The organism is Paenibacillus sp. FSL R5-0810, assembly GCF_038002285.1.
Classification (GTDB): Bacteria; Bacillota; Bacilli; order Paenibacillales; family Paenibacillaceae; genus Paenibacillus_AQ; species Paenibacillus_AQ lactis.
The window spans coordinates 4,703,767-4,724,300 of record NZ_JBBOCF010000001.1 but is presented as its reverse complement, the minus strand read 5'-3'; the positions used below and the strand labels follow the sequence as shown (position 1 = coordinate 4,724,300).

The window sequence follows — 20,534 nt, the reverse complement described above, 5'->3', positions numbered from 1 at the left end:
AAGAAGAGGCTGACGGGAGCATTTGAAAGAAAAATAATGTTTACGCCAATATATTTGTTGACACGTATATACACATCGGTGTATATTTCAATCATGAACACTTCAGCAATGCAATTAACCCTGTCTACGATCTCGGAACCGAACCGTTTTAACATTATCGAGCTATTAAAGCAAGGACCGCGTTCGGTAAGTGACCTCGTAGAGCTGCTTAACATCGGTCAGCCGCAAGTATCCCGGCATTTGCGGATCCTGAACGAAGCGGGATTGGTGAAGGTCCGCAAGAATGCGCAGCAGCGCATCTATAGTCTTGAAGCCCGTCCGTTCCAGGAACTGGACGAGTGGCTCGACTCCTTCAGCCGCCTGTGGGAAGAGAGACTCGACAATTTCGAAGACTATATGAGCGACTTGAACGGAAAGGAGAGTTAATTGATTTTTTTGCTAGATCCACAGGAAGGGCTCTGCCGGGGCAGAGCCGAATAGACGGGAGGGATTCACATGGGCAGGAAGACAACCATTACGAAAGACAGAGAACAGCGAAAGCTGACGGTGGAACGCATCGTTTCCATCCCCCTGAAGCTGTCCTGGGAAGGCTGGACCAAGCCTGAGCACATCGAACGCTGGTGGGGGCCGAGGAACTGGACCGCCACGGTGTACGAAATGGATGTAAGACCGGGCGGCGCTTGGCGCTACCGGATTGCGCCCGATACGGCCGGTGAGGGAGATACGGCATTCTGCAAGGCGATTTATACCGAAGTGGTGGAATGGTCGAGGCTTGTTTACAATGATACATTTACAGACTCGCAGTGGAACCCCGTCGAGGGAAGCGATATGCTGACGTCCGTCACATTCGACGAGGCAAGGGGTGGGACAAGGCTGAGCATTATCACTCAGTTTGCAAGCGCAGAGGACCTGGATCAGGCAGAGCCCATGGGCATGGTGGAAGGATACCAGGAGACGCTGGAAAGATTCGAGCATCAAATGCAGTACATATTGAATCAACCATAACAAGGAGGAATTGGGATGAGCCATGTGATTTCGAAAGACGGAACACGGATTTATTATGAGAAAAAGGGTACGGGACCGGCAATCGTGCTTGTGTCCTCCGCCGCTGCGGATCACAACGATGGATCGCGCCTTGGCGAGCTGTTGTCCGAGCATTTCACCGTCTATAATTATGACCGGAGAGGGCGCGGCGACAGCGCGGATACGGCTCCATATGCAGTTGAACGCGAGATCGAAGACCTGGAAGCCCTTATTCAGGAGGCGGGCGGCAGCGCCTATTTATTCGGGAGCTCATCGGGGGCCGTTCTGGCTCTGGATGCAGCCAGCAGCCTCGGCAGCGGTAAAGTTAGCAAGCTGTTTCTATACGAGCCGCCTTTTATCGTTGACGACAGCCGCGCACCCGTACCGACGGAATACGTGCAGCATCTAAATACATTGATGGCCGGCAACCAGCGTAGCGAAGCGGTAGAATACTACATGACTGCAGCGCTGGGAATTCCCGGGGAATACCTGGAATTCATGAAAGCAGACCCATCCTGGAAGGTGATGGAAGGCTTGGCGCATACGCTGGCCTATGACGGTATGATTATGGGAAATACGCAATCCGGTCAACCGTTGCCGACGGACCGATGGGAGGTCAATGCCCCGGTTATGGTGGTTACGGGCGAGAACAGCGGTGCTCTATTCCATAACGCTGCCAGCGCATTGGCCGACTTGCTCCCGCAATGCGAGCACCGCATGCTTCCAGGCCAAGACCATTCGGCTGTCGTCATGGCGCCGGAGGTGCTGGCCCCGGAAATCGTGGATTTCCTGCAGCCTTCAGCGGGCCATATATCGAGATAACAAGCGCATAGCGTGAAAAGAAACCGTGGCTAATAGGGCCACGGTTTCTTTGTATCCGATGGAAGCTTCAATCGGACTTCTCAAAGCAGCCCGGCACGGCCTGCTTTTTGCTTGATAAAAAAGGAGCCGTTCGGTCCGCAAGGTTATTGGTACAGGGAGAAGGTTCAGGCAAAAAAATTCGTTTACCCAGAACAAGTAAATTTTATTAAAAATAAAACCATGTTATATTAAAATTACATAGCGTTTGGAGGGGGACTGGAATCATGAGTAGTTTAAAGGAAATTGCCAAGCTCGCGGAGGTCTCGGTTTCGACGGTATCCAATGTGCTCAACGGACGGAAGAACGTTGGCAAGGACACCCGGGAACGGGTGCTTCGGATCTGCTCGGAGCAAGGTTATTTTCCGAACAAGGCGGCCAAATCCGATCACAGCAACACGATCATCTTTGTATTCAGCGATTTCGACCGCGACTATTATTTGAAAATTATTAAGGGCATCAGCCACTGCCTGACGGAGAACGGCTATGATCTGATCATCTGCACCAGCAAATCGAGCGCGAACTTCATGCGCAGCAAATTTGCAAGCGGTACCATAAGCCTGGATCGGCATATGACAGACGATTATTTAATCTCCGTGGCGACCCCTCAATTCCCTGTCGTGCTCATGGACCGGATTATCGATAATGCATTCGCCAATACCAAAAGCGTCCTTGTCGACAATTATCCGGTGATGTGCGATATGGTGCAGGCGTTGGTGGATAAGGGGTTCCGCAGCTTCGGGTTTATGGGCGGTCTGGAGTTCACGCTTGACCATAAAGAGAGGTACGCCGGATTCGTCGATACGCTGGAGAAGAATGGGATCATCTTTGACCGCCGCAACTACTTCCACGGGGACTACAGCGAAGAGAGCGGATATCAGGCAGCCAAAATCCTCATTCTCGGCAATTCGCTTCCGGAAGTGCTGGTATGCGCGAATGATAATATGGCGCTTGGGGCGATCAAGGCTTTCGAGGAGAACGGGCTCCGCGTGCCGGAGGATATTTCCGTTACCGGCTTTGACAACTCGGACGCGGCGGCCATGGCGGGTCTGACGACGATTGCGATCCCGCGTTATGAGAGCGGTTATTTGGCCGCCAAGGAGCTGCTCGGCATGATTAAGGGGACGACCGGCAAGGAGCCTTTTAAATTAAGTGCCACCATTCAGTGGAGAAAGACCGTTAAATAAAGTTTTACGAATTATTCTAGTAAAAAGTAATATATTTTACTAAATATTTTACTTAATATTTTATGAAAACGTGTACATTTTTTATTGACATGAGCGCATAACAGGCCTATGATTGGGTTGTAAACGTTTTACTTTATTGAGTCCTTACGGGGGAGGCGTGTCACTTGAAAAAAGTAAAAAAGGTATTAAGCGTACTGACTGCAACGGCTTTGGTGGCCACATTGGCGGCCTGCGGCGGCACTTCCGGTACAGCCGACAAAGATTCGGGAGCAGCATCCGGAGGAGACAAACTAAAGAAAATAACACTCTTCCAATCGAAGGTTGAAATTACGGAGCCTCTTGAAGCACTGGTTAAGACCTATAAAGAAGAAACCGGCAATGAGGTTGAAGTATGGGGAGCCGCCGGCGATGCTTATTCGCAGCAGCTGGTAGCGAAGCTTGGCAGCAATCAAGGCCCTACGATTTTCAGCGTAGCGCCGGGACCTGAATCGGAGAAATTGAAATCTTACTTTACGGACTTGAGCGGTGAGGAATACGTCAAAAATATTGCGCCTGACATGGAGCTGAAGGTGGAAGACAAGACGGTCGGCGTTCCTTACGGCGTTGAAGGTTTCGGCCTCGTGTACAACAAGGATCTCGTCGATCCGGCGAACGTGAAGGACCTGGATTCGTTCACGAAGCTGCTGGAGCAGATGAAGGCAGAAGGCAAGAACGGGCTGAGCCTGTCGCAGGAAGCTTACTTTCTGATCGGGCATATCCTGAATACGCCGTTCGCGCTTCAGTCCGACCCGCTGGCCTTTATCGACCAGCTGAACAAAGGCGAAGTGAAGATGGCGGATACGAAGGAATTCCAGGAATGGGCGAAATTCATGGACGCGATCAAAGCCAATGCCAAAAACCCGATGGAAGTGAAGTACGACAGCCAAATGGGTGACTTTGCAACAGGCAAAACGGCGATGGTTCACCAAGGCAACTGGAGCTATTCCATGCTCGCCGATTTCGGGGATATGGATTCGAAGATCGGCATGATGCCGTTCCCGCTGGCAGGCAACGACAAACTTGCGGTCGGGGTTGCGAGCTACTGGGTGATCAACAACCAGGCCGATGCGGACGAAGTGAAAGCAGCCAACGCATTCTTGAACTGGCTCTTCACCAGCGATACCGGTAAAAAAGCGATCGTCGACGACTTCAAGTTCATTCCGGCGCTGACCAACATCGAGGCAGGCAACCTGGATCCATTGTCCCAGGCCGTGCATGAAGCGACGAACAGCGGCCAGACGATCCCTTGGGCGCTGAACTACTTCCCGTCCGGCATCATTACGAACGACTTGGCGCCGGCTACTCAGGAATTCTTCATGAACAAGGATATGACAGGCGAGCAATTCCTGCAGAAGCTGGATGAGGTTTGGGCGAAAGCCTCGAAATAAGGGATACAGCAAGCGCTCGTGAACGAGCGGTGATCTAAACAATTTCATCATAACGAAAGCCTAGCCTCTGACGTTCCGAATTGACTCTGAGCGTTTAGGCTTTTGTTTTTTCAAGCTCGAAGTAGCGGGTAACGAACATCATCTACTCCCACCAGCATGCATAGCACAACGGCTTCGGAAGGGGCCAGAAACGACCCCGACCGGGCTCGTTTAAACGAAAAACACAGCAATTGCAAGTATCAAGGTGATGCCTTACCACGGGGATCATCCGGGACAGAAAGAAGGTATGGATTATGAGCAAAGGAAAGGACAAAGCCTGGTTTGCCCTGTTCACGGTACCGCTTTTGTTTATTTTCACGACCGTGGTCATCATCCCGTTCATCATCGGGATTTATTACTCCTTCGTCCAGTGGGACGGAATTCCGGCCAATCCGAAAGTATTTGTGGGCATGGACAATTATGTCCAGATCTTCCAGGACGAACGCTTCCTGTCATCGGCTTGGCACACCGTGCAGTTTACGCTTCTGGCGCTGGTATGCGTCAACATCCTGGGCCTGGGATTCGCGCTGCTAGTGACGACCAAGCTTCGCTCGCGTAATGCCGCACGGACGATGTTCTTTATGCCGAACCTGATCGGCGGCCTTATTCTCGGTTATATCTGGCAGTTCATTTTCACCGATGCCTTTAGCTTCCTTGGGGAGAAAACCGGGCTCGGCAGCATCTTCTTCAACTGGCTCCTGCATCCGCAGTTCTCGCTGTATGCGATCGTTGTCGTATTTACCTGGCAGCTGGCCGGCTATACCATGATCATCTACATTGCCGGCATCCAGGGGATCCCGGATGAATTGATGGAAGCGGCCAAAGTCGACGGCGCGAGCCTGTGGCAGCGGCTGAAGAACATCGTCTTCCCGCTCCTGATGCCATCGTTCACGATCTGTCTGTTCCTGACCCTGTCGGGCGCATTCAAAATCTACGACGTGAACCTGTCCCTGACCAAGGGCGGTCCGAATAACGCGACCGAGATGTTTGCGATGAATATTTTCAATGAAATATTCGCTTACGGCAATTACGGCATAGGCCAGGCGAAAGCGATCATCTTCTTCCTGATCGTAGCCGGACTTACCTTGACCCAAGTGATCATTACGAAGAGAAGAGAGGTGCAGATGTGATGAGGAAAACAGGCAAATGGCTGCTCGATATTGTGCTGCTTCTCTTCGCGATCGTCTTCCTGTCTCCTGTCTTCATCATGCTGATCAACTCGTTCAAGGACCGTGCGGAGCTGTATGAGAACGCGCTTGCGTTTCCGTCATCCTTCAGCTTCGAGTATTACAAGTCGGCGATGGAGAAGATGAATTTCTTTACGGCGCTTGGCAACTCGCTCTACGTGACGGTCGTCTCAGTGATTCTTGTCATCGTGCTGGCTTCCATGACGGCATGGATGCTGGTGCGGACGGATAACAAGCTGAGCAAAATCATTTTCTTCACGTTCGTGGCGACGATGCTCATTCCGTTCCAGACGCTGATGATGCCGCTCATGCAGGTCATGGACTGGATTCGCAGCAATCTGCATATTCCGATGCTGAACACGCATGAGGGCTTGATCTATATGAATGTCGGTTTTACCTCGAGCATGGCGGTCTTCCTATACCATGGCTTTATCAAGTCGGTACCGGTCGCTCTGGAAGAGGCCGCGACGCTGGACGGCTGCTCCAAGCTGGGCGTATTCTGGAGAATCGTATTTCCGCTGCTGAAGAACATCACCGTAACGGTAGCGATTTTGAACGTGATCGCCCTGTGGAATGACTATCTGCTGCCGTCCCTGACGCTGTCGGATAAAGGGCTGCGGACGATTCCGCTTTCGACGTTCTACTTCTTCGGGGAATTCACGATCGTATGGAACCAGGCGATGGCCGGCCTGACCTTAACGATTATCCCGGTGGTCATCTTCTATATTTTTGCGCAAAAGTATATCATCAAAGGGATTGCTGCAGGTGCGGTAAAATGAGGCGGATCATTACCAGAGCGGATGATCTGGGCTCGAGCCGTTCGGCCAATCTGGCGATTGCAAGAACCGTAAACGCCGGATTTATCAAAAACGTATCCGTTATGGCGCCGGGGCCGTATGTGGCGGAAGCTGCCGAGCTGCTGGCCCGCCGCGATGACATATGCTTCGGATTCCACATGACGCTGAATGCGGAGTGGGACCGCATCAGATGGGGACCTGTTTCGGCGAAGGAACAGGTTCCTTCGCTTGTGGACCCAAGCGGATATTTCTATCAGGATCCGTCGATGTTCCAGCAATCTCCTCCGGCCTTGGAGGAGATTGTGGCCGAGTGCAGCGCGCAGCTGGATAAGCTGACGGCGCTAGGCTTTCGCATAACGTATGCGGATTCGCATATGATGCCGGAGCGCTTCGTCCCCGGGCTTCAGGAAGAGCTGGACCGCTGGATCGCAAGCAAAGGACTGATCAATCACCGGTATTACTATAATTTTTTCCCTGACGGCGTTCCATCTTCCATCCCGCAATTCGAGGCTGTGCTCAGCAGGCTCACAGACGAGCAATATTTCTTTCTGTCTCATCCGGCACTCTATTCGGAGGAGATGACGCAATGCGGCAACGCCCGGGTCGACGGCGAAGAGCTTGCGCGCGGGCGTGATGCCGAGGCTGCCTTTCTGATGCAGGAGAACTTGATCGAGATCAGCGAGCGCCATGGCTTTCGACCGGTTCGATATGATGAAGCGGTTTCAGGATCTGGTGTATAATGGTTCTGACAGGATGATCGATTACTTGCAATATACAGGGAGAGGCGGATTCTTATGAGTATGGACACGGTTCAATCATTGTCAAGAAGCACCCCCGAACGCCAAGGCATTTCCTCGCGGGCCATCGAGCGCTTTATCGGTTCGGTCCAGGATCAAGGGCTAGAGCTGCACAGCTTTATGCTGCTGCGCCGCGGCCATGTCATTGCGGAAGGCTGGTGGGATCCCTACGGACCCGAGATTCCGCACATGCTGTTCTCGTTAAGCAAGAGCTTTACCTCCACTGCGATCGGGCTCCTCGCAGAGGAAGGCCGCATCGCCTTGACGGATCCAGTGATCGGCTTCTTTCCGGAATATGCGCCGGAGGCTCCATCTGAAAATCTGGCAGCGATGACTGTGCGGGATTTGCTCGTGATGGGGACCGGCCATGCGGCGGAACCGGCGCTGGAATCCGAGGACTGGGTAGCCGACTTCTTCAAGCAGCCCGTGGAGCATGAGCCGGGAACCCATTTCGTGTACAACAGCGCGGCGACGTATATGCTCTCGGCGATCCTGCAGAAGATTACCGGCAAGACGCTGCTGGAGTATTTGGAGCCTCGGCTCTTCGAACCGCTCGCCATTCACGGAGCTACATGGGAGAACTGTCCGCGGGGCATCAATGCCGGCGGCTGGGGACTCAAGCTGAAGACGGAGGATATTGCGAAATTCGGTCAGCTGTATCTGCAGAAGGGCGTTTGGGGAGACAAGCGCCTCATTCCGGAGGCGTGGGTCCTCGAAGCGACGTCGAAGCAGATTTCGAACGGGCCGGCAGACGGCTCCTCCGATTGGACGGAAGGATACGGCTACCAGTTCTGGAGATGCCTGCATGGCGCCTACCGCGGCGATGGCGCATTCGGCCAATACTGCATCGTTCACCCCGAGCTGGAGGCGGTGATCGCCATCACCTCGGGCTTGAATGATATGCAGGCCGTCCTGAACAGCGTATGGGAGCATCTGGTGCCTGCCTTTGAGCCGGATGCTTTACCGGAGAATGAAGGAGCGGCGGTCTCGGTCACCGAAACGCTTGGAGCGCTGAACGTGCAGCCGCCGAAATACCAGGCCTTCTCCACCCGGGAGCCGGAAGTTTCCGGAATCGTGTTCGAGCTCGAGGAGAATGAGCAGAAGCTTCGTACCTTCTGCGTTCGATTCTCGGAAGAAAGAGTCGTGCTGGAGATCGAAGCGCATTACGGCCTCGAATCGCTTGTGCTTGGCCGGAACGCATGGGCGGAAGGCACGACGAGACTGTTCCGGATGGAGGAGGGCAAGGTATGCTCCTCCATGACGTGGAATGATAAGGGCAACCTGGTGATCACGCTTCGGGCGGTCGAGACGCCGTTCTGCCTGACCGTGGAGGCTGACTTTACAGAAGACGGGCTTCATTTGGCCCAATCGGTCAACGTATCCTTTGGAGACCCGGGGCTGAAGCCGATTACGGGTCAGGCAAGGGAAGGGCAGTAATGAGGCTAGGCGCTCCCTCAAGTGCAGATTGGGGCGTGAACCATAGAATTGCTTCAAGCACAGCCGTAACATCAGCAATGAACAAACGCGCTTGGACGCTCGGAGATTTCTCCGAGCGTTTTTTAACGTGTGTTTCTTTCCCTTCCGAAGTCGCTTTTCCATTTTAGCGGAAACTCCCACCAAGCCGAAGGAATGTCCTCTTCGCATGATGCGACCTTTTTTGCATATGAGTTAAGGTAGAGCGCATTTTACTCCGAGAAGAGGGTGAGGCATGCATGGACGGGACCGAGCTTTACCGGAAAGTCGTGTTGACGGTGTCGGGGAACCGGCTGGTGAAATGGCTTTCGATTCGTTACGGCAAGAAACTAGCGGGCAGATTCATTGCGGGAGATACGCTGGAAGAGGCACTCGATGAGATCGAAAGGCTGAACGGGAAGGGAATCCTGGTAACGCTGGACCATCTGGGAGAGGGCATTACTTCGCTGACGGAGGCTTCGGCCTACCGGGAGGAATATATTCGGCTTGTGGAGGGCATCGCCAACCGGGGAGTGCAATCGAACGTATCCCTGAAGCCGACGCAGATGGGCTTGGCGCTCGACCCGCAGGCAGCATACGAGAACATTAGAACGGTGGTCCGGGCGGCCCAAAGGCATGGCAACTTCGTACGGCTGGACATGGAGGACTCGCCATTCACGCAGGCCACGATCGATATGACGCTGCGGCTTCATAAGGAGGGGCTGACCAATGTGGGAACGGTCATCCAGGCCTATTTGTACCGGTCGGAGGAGGACGTCCGGATGCTAATGAAGGAAGGGGTGAAACTCCGGCTGGTCAAGGGAGCTTATAAGGAGCCGGGAACGATTGCGTATCAGAAGAAGCAGGAGATCATCGGCAATTATAAAAATTTAATCAAGCTTCAGCTGGACCAAGGAGCCTATACCGCTGTCGCGACCCACGATAACAACATCATCGATTGGGTCAAAGTATTTGCAGAGCAGAACCGGATCAAGAAGGATGCGTTCGAGTTTCAAATGCTGTATGGGCTGCGCATGAAGGACCAGGCCCGGCTAGCGCAGGACGGTTATCGAATAAGATGCTACATGCCGTACGGCACGATGTGGTACCCGTATTTTACCCGCCGCATTGCAGAGAAGCCGGCCAATCTGATGATGGTGCTGAGGAATATGTTCAAGTGATTGGGAAGCGAAAAACCGCTGACGATTTCGGTAGGGAAACGGTACGAAAGGTCGGAAAAAGTAAATTCCGATTTGTGGCCGTTATTTTCTGAAAAAACGTGAAAACAGCGAAGGAAAGCGCGTACATTTGGGAATGGCATTCATTATTGCCATTCCATCGCCTTATATCGCTTTATTGCTAAGAAATGGCGAAATAGAGAGGGATATCGAGTATGGAGAAGATAATCGGGGATGAAGAGGACTTTCCGGATTGCACCTGTTCCATAATACGTTACACGGGTTTTCGTCTGCATTTACTTCCCGAATCGCCGGTCGTATGATACGAACTATGAATTGACCGGATGATTTCCGGAAGCTGGCAGGGCGGCCTGATACCGCCGTGGAAGCCGGCCAGTGTGGGAGCTGCGGCCTTCCATCGGAAAAAAGCGCGTATGCCGGAGACCGCTATGGGGTCCTTCGGCTCGTACTTGCGTCAAGTGCCTCTCACCGCTTGACCCTCGGCCGGGCCGCTTTGACAGTTTTCGAAAACATCAGGGTCAACCATTAACCGAATACATGCAGCTCGCTAGATTCATTTTCGCTGAGTCCTTGAATGAAAAAGGAGCGGGGGAACCAATCGGGAGACGCGATTTCGCGCGTTCTCTCCGGGGTGAATCCCATAGACAAGATAACGGTCTATGGGTAGGGCGACTCTCACGCCCGAATCCGTCAGCTAACCTCGTAAGCGTATCGAGAGAGGCAACGATTGTCGTGACTTGACGAAGCCGCGGTGTTTTTCGCCGTGCCTTTAGGAAGAAGCCGCGGGAAGAGTTCTTCTCCTCCCGAGGCTTCTTTTTTGTTGCCTTCTCCGACGGACACGAGGAGGAGAACGTATGGAAAAACAGCAAGACACGATTCTGATATCCGCGCCGACCAAGGCCGGAGAGGCATTCATCCGCCAATTGCTCTTAAGGGAGATCCCGTTCGCCGTTCTGGCAAACAACCCTGCAGAGGGGGAGAGGGCGAGCAGGCTCGGATGCAAGGATGTCATCATGCTCGACACGAGAGACGAGCAGACCTGGGTGCTTCCCGAACGGCCGATCGGCAAGGTGTTTCTGTTCGAGAACAGTTTGAACCTCTGCTGCCGCTACTTGCGAATATGCCGGACATGGACCTCGGCTTCGATCTATGTTATTACAAATTCCGGCAATCCGAGACTGATTTACAGAGGGCTTGGCGCGGATGTCGTGCTGCACACGAATCATGACCGCGTCGATTTCCTGATCGCCGCGCTTTTAGACTAGCTACCGGAAAGAGCTGTTTTTACGGCTTACCGCCAAGGAGGGATAACAATGCAGGATGTATATATGCTGCTTCTGCTAGGTGCAGCCTACGGGCTGTTCCGGCTGTTCATAAGCTGGTGCGGCCGCGTTATTCAAGAATCGGAGGGTGACAGGCCATGACGCTGATTTTGATATTGACCGCTGCGTTATTTTTATATTTGGTTTATGCGCTGATTCATCCCGAAAAATTTTAGGATTCAAACATAAAGGAGGAAGCCGCTTATCATGGGCATCGTACAAATCGCCATCGTCATCCTGGTTCTGCTGCTGCTCGTCAAGCCGCTTGGAACCTACCTCTATCTCGTGTTTCGCAATGAACCCGGCGGCACGGACAAATGGTTCTCCTGGGCGGAACGCCCGATATTTGCCCTCATCGGACTCAAGGAACGCAGGGGGATGAGCTGGAAGGGCTATGCGCTCAGCTTCCTGCTCACCAATATCATCCTGGTCGGAGCAGGGTATGCCATCCTCCGTTTTCAACAGGTGCTGCCGTGGAATCCGAACGGCATCGAGAACATGGAGCCGACGTTGTCGCTCAATACAATGATCAGCTTCATGACCAATACGAACTTGCAGCACTATAGCGGGGAGTCGGGCCTCTCTTACTTTTCCCAGATGGCCGTGATCATGATGATGATGTTCACGTCCGCCGCCACCGGGCTGTGCGTTGCCATCGCCTTTATCCGGGCCGTGACGACGAAAGGCGCTACGGTCGGCAACTTCTTCGAAGACTTCGTGAAGGCCATGACCCGGGTGTTTATCCCGGCGGCCTTCCTTATTGCCATGCTGCTGGTGGCACTGCAGGTGCCGCAGACGTTAAAGCCGACCATGAGCGTAACGACCCTTTCGGGATCAGAGCAGCAGATTGCGGTCGGCCCGGTAGCCGCGCTTGAATCGATCAAGCACTTGGGAACGAACGGAGGCGGCCATATGGGAGCCAATTCCGCGCATCCGTTCGAGAATCCATCCCCGTTGACGAACGTGATCGAAATATTGTGCATGTGGAGCCTCGGGGCTGCCCTGCCCTATACGTTCGGATTGTTCGCCAAGAGCCGCAAGCAGGGCTGGATCGTGTTCTCTGTCATGATGACGCTGTTCATCGGTTTTCTATCCCTGAACTATGCGGCCGAATCAAGCGGGAATCCAGCGCTGAACCGGCTCGGGATTGATTCGTCCCAAGGCAGCATGGAAGGCAAAGAGGTCCGCTTCGGCATTCCGCAATCCTCCTTGTTTACGACCGTCACGACGGCGGCCACGACCGGATCGGTCAACAACATGCACGATACCCTGACCCCGCTTGGGGGCATCACGCCGCTAGCGCTAATGATGCTTAATTCCGTCTTCGGCGGGAAGGGCGTCGGCTTGATGAACATGCTCATGTACGCGATTCTGGCCGTATTCCTGGCCGGGCTGATGGTCGGACGAACACCCGAATTTCTTGGCAGGAAGATTGAAGCGAAGGAAATGAAGCTGATCGCCGTCGTGATCCTGGTGCACCCGTTCATCATCCTGGCACCGACAGCGCTTGCGTTGATGACCGATGCGGGTCAATCAGGCATTACGAACGCAGGGTTCCACGGCATCTCCCAGGTGTTGTATGAATATACGTCTTCGGCGGCGAACAACGGGTCCGGGTTTGAAGGGCTTGCCGATAACACGCCGTTTTGGAATGTAACAACCGGTCTGGTCATGCTGCTCGGCCGTTATATTTCGATGATCGCATTGCTGGCGGTCGGCGGATCGCTGATGCGGAAACAGTGGGTGCCGGAGACCCCAGGAACGTTCCGTACTGATAACGGGTTGTTCGCCGGCATTCTGATTGCCGTCGTGCTGATTATCGGCGCGCTGACCTTTTTGCCTGTACTGGTTCTCGGGCCGGTTGCCGAGCATCTTACGATTCGTTAAATAGAAGAGGTGACTTAGGACAATGAATAACCCCAAACAACGTTTAATGACCAAAGCGATGGTCGTTCAGGCGCTGAAGGACAGCGTTGTGAAGCTGAATCCTGTCTTGATGCTGAAAAATCCGGTCATGTTCGTGGTGGAGGCCGGAACGATCGTGGTGCTGCTGATGACGCTGTTTCCGTCCTATTTTGGGACGGAGAGCAGCATCGGCTTCAATCTGACCGTGTTCCTGATCCTGCTCTTTACGCTGCTGTTCGCGAATTTCGCGGAGGCGATGGCGGAAGGGCGCGGAAAAGCGCAGGCCGATTCCTTGAAGCAGTCCAAGAAGGAGATGACGGCCAATAAAGTAACGGAAGGAGGCGGCGTTACGGTAGTTCCGTCGACCGAGCTGCGAAAAGGGGATATCGTCATCGTGTCCCAAGGCGAAATGATACCTGGCGACGGCGAGGTTATCGCGGGACTGGCATCCGTCGACGAATCGGCCATCACCGGCGAATCTGCGCCGGTGATCAAAGAGGCCGGTGGCGACTTCAGCTCGGTTACCGGGGGCACCCGCGTGGTTAGCGATACGATCAAAATTCGGATTACGAGCGATCCGGGAGAATCGTTTCTGGACCGGATGATCTCGCTTGTTGAAGGAGCCTCCCGACAGAAGACGCCTAACGAAATTGCGCTTAACACGCTTCTGACCGTACTGACGCTCATCTTCCTGATCGTGGTGGTGACACTGGCGCCGATTGCGAAGTACCTCGGCATCGAGCTGTCGGTTCCGGTGCTCATCTCGCTGCTTGTCTGCCTCATTCCGACGACGATCGGCGGTCTGCTGTCAGCGATCGGCATTGCGGGGATGGACCGGGTCACCCGGTTCAATGTGCTGGCGATGTCGGGGAAGGCGGTAGAAGCAGCCGGGGATATCAATACGATGATTCTGGATAAGACAGGAACGATCACATTCGGGAACCGGATGGCCAGCCGATTCATTCCGGTGGGCGGCGAATCGCTGGCTTCCGTTGCCCAGTGGGCGGCCGTTAGCTCTCTGCTGGATGAGACGCCCGAGGGCCGTTCCGTGCTGGAGCTGATGAAGAAGGAAGGATATGCCTTCGATGAAGGGGTGGCGTCCTGCGCCGAGTGTGTCGAATTCAAGGCCGAGACGCGGATGAGCGGCATGAATCTGAAGGATGGCCGGAAGGTTCGCAAGGGAGCGGTGGACGCGGTGAAAGCTTGGGTGCAGGCACAAGGAGGAGAAATCCCCGCAGATCTGATCCCAAGCAGCGATGCTATCGCCACCGAGGGCGGCACGCCGCTGGCGGTTGCCGTCGACGACCGGCTCTACGGCTTGATCTACCTGAAGGATACGGTGAAGCCGGGCATGAAGGAGCGGTTCGAGCAGCTGCGCCGGATGGGCATCAAGACGATTATGTGCACCGGCGACAATCCCTTGACCGCAGCGACGATCGCCCGCGAGGCGGGCGTCGACGAATTCATTGCGGAGAGCAAACCGGAGGATAAGATTGCGGTCATCCGCCGGGAGCAGGCGGAGGGCAAGCTGGTTGCTATGACCGGCGACGGGACGAACGACGCTCCGGCGCTGGCGCAGGCCGATGTCGGCCTAGCGATGAACAGCGGCACGGTTGCCGCGAAAGAAGCGGCCAACATGGTGGATCTCGATTCCGATCCGTCGAAAATCATCGAGGTGGTTGCCATTGGCAAGCAGGTGCTGATGACGCGCGGTGCCTTGACCACGTTCAGCGTGGCCAATGACGTGGCCAAATATTTCGCAATTATTCCGGCCATGTTCACAGCGGCTATTCCAAGCATGGGCGCACTTAATGTTATGGGGCTCGGCTCCCCGATGTCGGCGATTTTATCGGCGCTGATTTTCAATGCGATCATCATACCAGTGCTGATTCCGCTTGCGATGAAGGGCGTGTCCTACAAGCCGATGAGCTCATCCAAGCTGCTGCAGCGCAATGTGCTGGTCTACGGATTTGGCGGGGTTATCGTCCCGTTCGTCGGCATCAAGCTGATAGATATGATTGTCCATCTATGGATTTAAGGCGAGCGCCTTGGCGGTCCTAGCAAGGGATGCAAGAGTTTGCCCGCCGGTCACAATATCGCGATGAACCTAATCAGAAGGGATCGAAGAACCATGATGAATCATCCTGTGCAAAAAGCCTCTGGACGTGTTTCCGCTCGAGCCGAGGCGATCCGCGTTCCGGTCGGGATTGCGGTGAGAACGAGCTTTGTCTTTATTGTTCTGTGCGGCTTACTGTACCCGCTCGTAACGACAGGCGCCGCGCAGCTGCTGATGCCGAAGCAGGCCAATGGCAGCTTGATCGAGGATCGAAGCGGCAATGTGGTGGGCTCGGAATTGATCGGTCAGAGCTTCCCGGATCCGAAATATTTCCACGGCAGGTTATCCAGCATCGAATATAACGGGGCGGGATCCGGCAGCAACAACTATGCCCCGTCAAACCCGGAAATGCTGGAGCGGACCAAGGCTGAGATCGAGGCGTGGAAGAAGAACAACCCGAACGTTCCCGTCCAAGAGCTTCCGATCGATCTCGTCACGAACTCGGGCTCGGGACTAGACCCTCATATCACGCCGAAATCGGCTGAAGTTCAAATTCCGCGCGTCAGCGAGCGGACGGGAATTGCCGAAGCGGAGTTGAAACGACTGGTGAAGGAGCATACGGAAGGGCGGGATTTCGGCGTGTTTGGCGAGCCCCGTGTCAATGTGCTCAAGCTGAATCTGGCGCTGCAAGAGCTTTTGGAACATTGACTGAGCCCTACCGAAGAAAATCGCCGGAGGAAATCCTGCGATCGATCTTAAAGCTGAGGCAAGGACGTCTCAAGGTCTATATCGGAGCTGTAAGCGGGTCCGGCAAAACCTATCACATGCTCCGCGAAGGCCAGAGCCTGAAACGGCAGGGGATCGATGTTGTCATCTCCGCCGTATCAACGATGCAGAGGCCTGATACGGTGGAGCAGGCCCGGGAGTTGGAGCGGGTGTCCAGCATCCACTGGTTCGAAAGCGGGAATGAGCGTAAGGACCTGGATCTGGAACGGCTGCTGCGGCGGAATCCGGAGGTGCTGCTGGTAGACGGTCTGGCGCACCGGAACCGCCAGGGAGCCAGGTTCGAGACCCGGCTAGAGGATATCCGTTTTCTTCTTAGCCACGGCATCAGCGTTATTACGACGATCAATGCTTATGAGCTGAAGGACGTAGGCGATATCGCGAGCAGATTGACGGGCGTCACGGCCGGTTATTCGCTGCCTGCGGATACGCTGGAGTTCGCCGACGAAGTGGTACTGATCGACGTTACGCCCGAGACGATGCTGGAGCGGGTGCAAAGCGGTCTGCTTGCCGGCGGCGATGCTTGGGAGCGGGGCAATCTGGCCGTGCTTAGAGAGCTTACCCTTCGGCTGGTAGCGGAGGGCGTTAACAGCTCGCTGGAGCGGCATCGGAGGGAGCGTGGGTTGACAGGCCCTTCCGGCGCCGCCGAGCGGATCCTGGTCGCAGCGCAGTATCATTGGAACGGATCCATCTATATGCGTCGCGGCCAGCAGATTGCCAAGCGGCTGAACGGCGAGCTGCTCGTCGTCACGTTCGTGAAGCCCGGATCGACGCTCGGGAAGGAGCAAGCCGCCTTCAGAAGTTCCCTTCAGAAGCTGGCAGAGCGAATCGGAGCGACCCTGGAGGAGCTTCCGTTACGCTCCCGGCGCAAACTCGCAGGAGCGATCCTGACGTATGCACTGGATCGGCATGTCACCCGGATCGTGCTGGGACATTCGAAGCAGACCCGAAGTCAAGAGCTGTGGCAGGGCTCGGTCATTCATGATCTGCTCCGGCAAATGCGAGGGGTGGACCTGCTCGTGGTGGCTGACCGGACAGCCCATAACGGCGAGCGCATCATTCCCGCCCGGATTCAACCGAATCCGCCGAGGGCAGGGGCGTTTCAACGGCTTAGCGGGACCGAGCTCGATGAGCGGATCGAGCAGGCAAAGCGGGGGCGGTTCAAGATGTATATCGGCGCGGCCCCCGGCGTTGGAAAAACGTATGCGATGCTGCGGGAAGGCGGCGACCTGCGCCGAAAAGGTCTGGACGTGATCGTCGGTCTCCTCGAGACCCACGGCCGCGCCGAAACCCAATCTCAAGTTGGCGAGCTGGAAGTAATGCCGCGGAAGACGAAGCAATACCGCGGGACGCGATTGGAAGAGATGGATACCGACGAGATCCTGCGGCGAAAGCCCGATGTCGTGCTGGTCGACGAGCTGGCCCATACGAATGTGCCCGGCAGCCGGAACAAAAAGCGGTATGAGGATGTGCTTGATATCTTGTCTGCCGGAATCTCCGTCATTACGACCGTGAATGTGCAGCATCTGGAGAGCCTGAACGATGCGGTCCTGCAGGTTACCGGCGTCCGCGTCAGGGAAACTGTGCCTGATCGCATTCTGCAGCTGGCTGACGAGGTTCAACTGATCGACGTCACCCCCGAGACCCTGCAGCAGAGGATGCGGGAGGGCAAAATCTATGCGTCCGAGAACATTAAGCAAGCGCTCGGCTCCTTCTTCAAGACCGGAAACCTGATTGCGCTGCGGGAACTAGCGCTAAGGGAAATCGCCGACGACGTGGATGAGCGGTTGGAATCCCTTGAGCGAAGCGCCTCGCTGCGGGGACCGTGGCGACGGGAGGAAGTGATCTATGTTCTCGTCGGCAGCGGTCCCGAGTCGGAGCGAATCATTCGCCGCGGCTTTCGAATCGCCTACCGGCTGAAGGCGGCCTGGTATGTAACGCCGCTGCCGGATAGATCTGAAGACGGCAAGCTGTCCATGCCGGCACGAAGGGATCCATTTCAGGCGATGACGGAGCGGCTTGGGGGGATTTTTCGTCCGCTGGAGCTGCAGGGAAAGCAAGCGTACGACTTGCCTGCGCTTCTGATCGCGGCGGCTGATGAAGTGAAGGCTACCCAGCTTATTATTGCTCAGCCGCCGGGCAAAGGGTTCCCTGGCTCCTCCCAAATGCGGTTTGTGAAGCAATTGCTGAGACGGGCCAGGCATATGGATGTGCTGGTCATTGCCGACACCGGCCAGTAAAGGGCGGTTGCTTCAGGCGATAGATAGCCGATGATGCCCTATACGCTCAATGACCCGCCGATAGTGTTCCAGTTATCAGAACGCCCGCCTTCCTGTATAGGAAATGCGGGCGTTGTTGTTATGCAAAGCTACGGTCAGTTATGCGTTTTTAAGGGCTTCTATTCGCCGGACAGCGAGCGGTCGCCGGTCAAATATTTTTCCGTCAGGGTGGATAGCAGCTGGATGCCGACTTCATTCTGTCCGCCTTCCGGAATAATCAGGTCGGCGTATTTTTTCGAAGGCTCGATAAACGCTTCGTGCATCGGTTTTACGGTCGACAGGTATTGATTATGGATGGACTGAATCGTCCGGCCGCGGTCCTCGATATCCCGGACGACCCGGCGGAGGAGGCGCACATCGGGATCGGTGTCCACGAATACTTTAATGTGCAGCAGCTTGCGAAGGTTCTCATCGGACAGCACATGCAGTCCCTCGATGATGACAATGTTGTTGGGCTTAAGCTCCACGGTTTGATCCTTGAAGCGGGCATGCTTGGTGAAATCGTACACGGGCGCCTGTGCCGGCAAGCCCTGCTTGAGGATGCCCAGATGCTCGATGAGCAGATCGTTATCGAAGGCAAACGGATGATCGTAATTGATCGCTTCGCGCTCCTCGAAGCTGAGCTCCGGGTGATCCTTGTAATAATTGTCTTGAGAAATGAACGTCACTTTATCTGAGCCGAGTCGGTCGATGACTGAGCGGGCAACCGTTGTCTTGCCTGAACCCGTGCCGCCGGCGATACCTATAATGAGCATGGCGAATCCATAACCCTCCCTAGAAGTTTACAATTTCATTATTGTAGCACAGCATGCGCCTTTTTTCACTATGAGGACGCAGAGTAAAAGCTGGGATTTTCGAATTTTTCTCATCACTATTCTAACCAAGGAATGGTTAACAGAATCTGGATCGATTATCATAAAGCTAAATGCTCATATGGACAGGAGAGATGAAGGATGGCATCAGTACCGATTTATCCTTGCAAGCGCGCGGTTTACAGGGGGGCAGGAGAGGACGGCGCCGCAATCGATTGGGAGCGCTGTGAAGCGGTGGAGCTGACCGATACCGTGACGGGAAAGCCTGTGAAGGAACAGACAAGCGTCCAGGCCTGTTGGAGCCCGGAATGGTTTCATGTCCGGTTTATCTGCCAAGACTCTCATGTTGTATCCCAGTATCGGCACAGGGATGATCCGCTGTACGAGCAGGATGTGGTCGAGCTGTTCATTGATGAGACGGGAGCGGGGAGCGAATATATCGAGCTTGAGGTCAGCCCGCATAATGTTGTTTTTGACGCCCGGATCCAAAACGACGGCATGAAGTCGATTACCGCCAGTGATGTGGCGTGGGATTTGGCCGGACTTGAAACTACCGTAACGCAGGATGACAAAGGTCGAAGAATATACGACATCGCGATCCCGGCCGTCAATTTCGGGAATCCGCCTCGTGCGGGCGGGAGCTGGAACGTCAACTTTTACCGTATAGACGAGGATCCCCAGGGCTTGCAGGAATTTCAGGCGTGGAGCCCGACGGGAGAGGTGAATTACCATATTCCGTCCCGGTTCGGCAAGCTCGTATTTGAGGAATAGAGGCTTAAATGGTTCAGCGGATAAAAGGCTCTCCTTTATACATAAACAACATGGGGTGAAACAAAATGGATCGAGAGCATGCCGTATTCCTTCTGAAATGTCACGCTTTCGTGCATGAAGACCTCGAGCATCCGAAGAAGCAGCGCGGGTTTCTCGGCATGCTGCGCCCGTTCAACGGCGAGCTGGTGGAGGAGAACTTTCACGAGTTGATGCAGATCATCGAGGTGCTGGCTGATGACCATGGCCAACCGGCGCTGGATCGGGAGATCATCGCTTGCTTCTGGAGCATCTGCCAACTGGCAACGGCCTGGGCGGTGTATCCGGAGGGGATGCTGCGGAGGAATGGGCTCTTGACGGCCGACCAAGAGGAAACAATCGAGGAATGGATTGACATGATCTCTTATGCGGTCATGGTGCTGCTGGAAGGCGAAGGCCAGCTGGATGAAGCCCTGTGGGGCTACCGGGAGTATTTGAAAAGGGCGTAGGGAAGCAGTCATGGGGCGAATACCATCTGTATGTTTATAATGATGACGGTTCGGAAGGTGCCTTAAACATCGTCGCTTCGACGAGAGAATAGGCATTTTGGCTGTGAAAAAGAGACCGCTCGCGCAAATGAATGCGGGCGGTCTCTTAATGTACT

Annotated in this window: 19 protein-coding genes and 1 riboswitch; of the genes, 18 read left to right on the top strand and 1 reads right to left on the bottom strand. The window is 54.7% G+C overall.

Translation table 11 applies throughout. The features are described from left to right. The first annotated feature begins 93 nt into the window (after positions 1 to 93). The 16 genes from MKX76_RS21015 (at position 94) to MKX76_RS20945 (ending at position 18,272) form a co-directional block, all read left to right on the top strand. A complete protein-coding gene (locus tag MKX76_RS21015) occupies positions 94 to 426 on the top strand; it encodes an ArsR/SmtB family transcription factor (protein WP_100085238.1) in 333 nt (110 codons plus the stop codon). A gap of 69 nt (positions 427 to 495) precedes the next feature. Further along, on the top strand, positions 496 to 1,005 hold the full coding sequence (locus MKX76_RS21010; protein WP_251536143.1) for an SRPBCC family protein: 510 nt from the start codon (positions 496 to 498) through the stop codon (positions 1,003 to 1,005). Between the two features lie 15 nt (positions 1,006 to 1,020). Continuing rightward, complete coding sequence (locus MKX76_RS21005; protein ID WP_341034555.1) at positions 1,021 to 1,845, top strand: alpha/beta fold hydrolase; 825 nt, start codon at positions 1,021 to 1,023, stop codon at positions 1,843 to 1,845. A 263-nt stretch (positions 1,846 to 2,108) separates the two neighbouring features. Continuing rightward, the gene (locus MKX76_RS21000) at positions 2,109 to 3,068 is read left to right on the top strand and encodes a LacI family DNA-binding transcriptional regulator (protein WP_341034554.1); all 960 of its coding nucleotides are present in this window, start codon (positions 2,109 to 2,111) and stop codon (positions 3,066 to 3,068) included. A gap of 164 nt (positions 3,069 to 3,232) precedes the next feature. Then, entirely contained in the window at positions 3,233 to 4,495 is a 1,263-nt protein-coding gene (locus tag MKX76_RS20995; protein ID WP_007130686.1) for an ABC transporter substrate-binding protein, read from the top strand. 293 nt (positions 4,496 to 4,788) lie between these two features. Further along, entirely contained in the window at positions 4,789 to 5,664 is an 876-nt protein-coding gene (locus MKX76_RS20990; RefSeq protein WP_341034553.1) for a carbohydrate ABC transporter permease, read from the top strand. Beyond that, entirely contained in the window at positions 5,664 to 6,500 is an 837-nt protein-coding gene (locus MKX76_RS20985; RefSeq protein ID WP_341035069.1) for a carbohydrate ABC transporter permease, read from the top strand. Before MKX76_RS20990 ends, MKX76_RS20985 begins: the two co-directional genes overlap by 1 nt. After that, positions 6,497 to 7,258, top strand: a complete 762-nt coding sequence (locus MKX76_RS20980; RefSeq protein WP_007130683.1) for a ChbG/HpnK family deacetylase — start codon at positions 6,497 to 6,499, stop codon at positions 7,256 to 7,258. The genes MKX76_RS20985 and MKX76_RS20980 overlap by 4 nt, the downstream gene beginning before the upstream one ends. Positions 7,259 to 7,312: 54 nt before the next feature. Then, positions 7,313 to 8,752, top strand: coding sequence for a serine hydrolase domain-containing protein (locus tag MKX76_RS20975; protein ID WP_341034552.1), 1,440 nt, complete (start codon positions 7,313 to 7,315; stop codon positions 8,750 to 8,752). Positions 8,753 to 9,027: 275 nt separating this feature from the next. Continuing rightward, complete coding sequence (locus tag MKX76_RS20970; protein WP_007130681.1) at positions 9,028 to 9,948, top strand: proline dehydrogenase family protein; 921 nt, start codon at positions 9,028 to 9,030, stop codon at positions 9,946 to 9,948. A gap of 568 nt (positions 9,949 to 10,516) precedes the next feature. After that, positions 10,517 to 10,691: riboswitch (cyclic di-AMP (ydaO/yuaA leader) on the top strand. 129 nt (positions 10,692 to 10,820) lie between these two features. Next, entirely contained in the window at positions 10,821 to 11,231 is a 411-nt protein-coding gene (locus MKX76_RS20965; protein ID WP_341034550.1) for a hypothetical protein, read from the top strand. 155 nt (positions 11,232 to 11,386) lie between these two features. After that, the gene (gene kdpF / locus MKX76_RS29785) at positions 11,387 to 11,464 is read left to right on the top strand and encodes a K(+)-transporting ATPase subunit F (protein WP_077570726.1); all 78 of its coding nucleotides are present in this window, start codon (positions 11,387 to 11,389) and stop codon (positions 11,462 to 11,464) included. Between the two features lie 31 nt (positions 11,465 to 11,495). Continuing rightward, a complete protein-coding gene (kdpA, locus tag MKX76_RS20960; RefSeq protein WP_340897818.1) occupies positions 11,496 to 13,175 on the top strand; it encodes a potassium-transporting ATPase subunit KdpA in 1,680 nt (559 codons plus the stop codon). Positions 13,176 to 13,197: 22 nt separating this feature from the next. After that, positions 13,198 to 15,231, top strand: coding sequence for a potassium-transporting ATPase subunit KdpB (gene kdpB / locus MKX76_RS20955; RefSeq protein ID WP_007130677.1), 2,034 nt, complete (start codon positions 13,198 to 13,200; stop codon positions 15,229 to 15,231). A gap of 96 nt (positions 15,232 to 15,327) precedes the next feature. Continuing rightward, positions 15,328 to 15,957, top strand: coding sequence for a potassium-transporting ATPase subunit KdpC (gene kdpC / locus MKX76_RS20950; protein WP_340901414.1), 630 nt, complete (start codon positions 15,328 to 15,330; stop codon positions 15,955 to 15,957). Beyond that, positions 15,954 to 18,272 (top strand): histidine kinase, encoded by a 2,319-nt coding sequence (locus MKX76_RS20945; RefSeq protein ID WP_340897816.1) that lies wholly within the window; start codon positions 15,954 to 15,956, stop codon positions 18,270 to 18,272. Before kdpC ends, MKX76_RS20945 begins: the two co-directional genes overlap by 4 nt. 158 nt (positions 18,273 to 18,430) lie before the next feature. Here the strand turns inward: MKX76_RS20945 and udk are convergent, their stop codons facing one another. After that, complete coding sequence (gene udk / locus MKX76_RS20940; protein ID WP_007130673.1) at positions 18,431 to 19,066, bottom strand: uridine kinase; 636 nt, start codon at positions 19,064 to 19,066, stop codon at positions 18,431 to 18,433. A gap of 198 nt (positions 19,067 to 19,264) precedes the next feature. On the opposite strand from udk, the gene MKX76_RS20935 reads away from it, so the two are divergent. Then, entirely contained in the window at positions 19,265 to 19,894 is a 630-nt protein-coding gene (locus tag MKX76_RS20935) for a carbohydrate-binding family 9-like protein (protein WP_340897815.1), read from the top strand. A 65-nt stretch (positions 19,895 to 19,959) separates the two neighbouring features. After that, positions 19,960 to 20,379 carry a hypothetical protein gene (locus MKX76_RS20930; protein WP_340897814.1) on the top strand — a complete coding sequence of 140 codons (420 nt, stop codon included), beginning with the start codon at positions 19,960 to 19,962 and terminating at the stop codon, positions 20,377 to 20,379. Positions 20,380 to 20,534 lie beyond the last annotated feature (155 nt).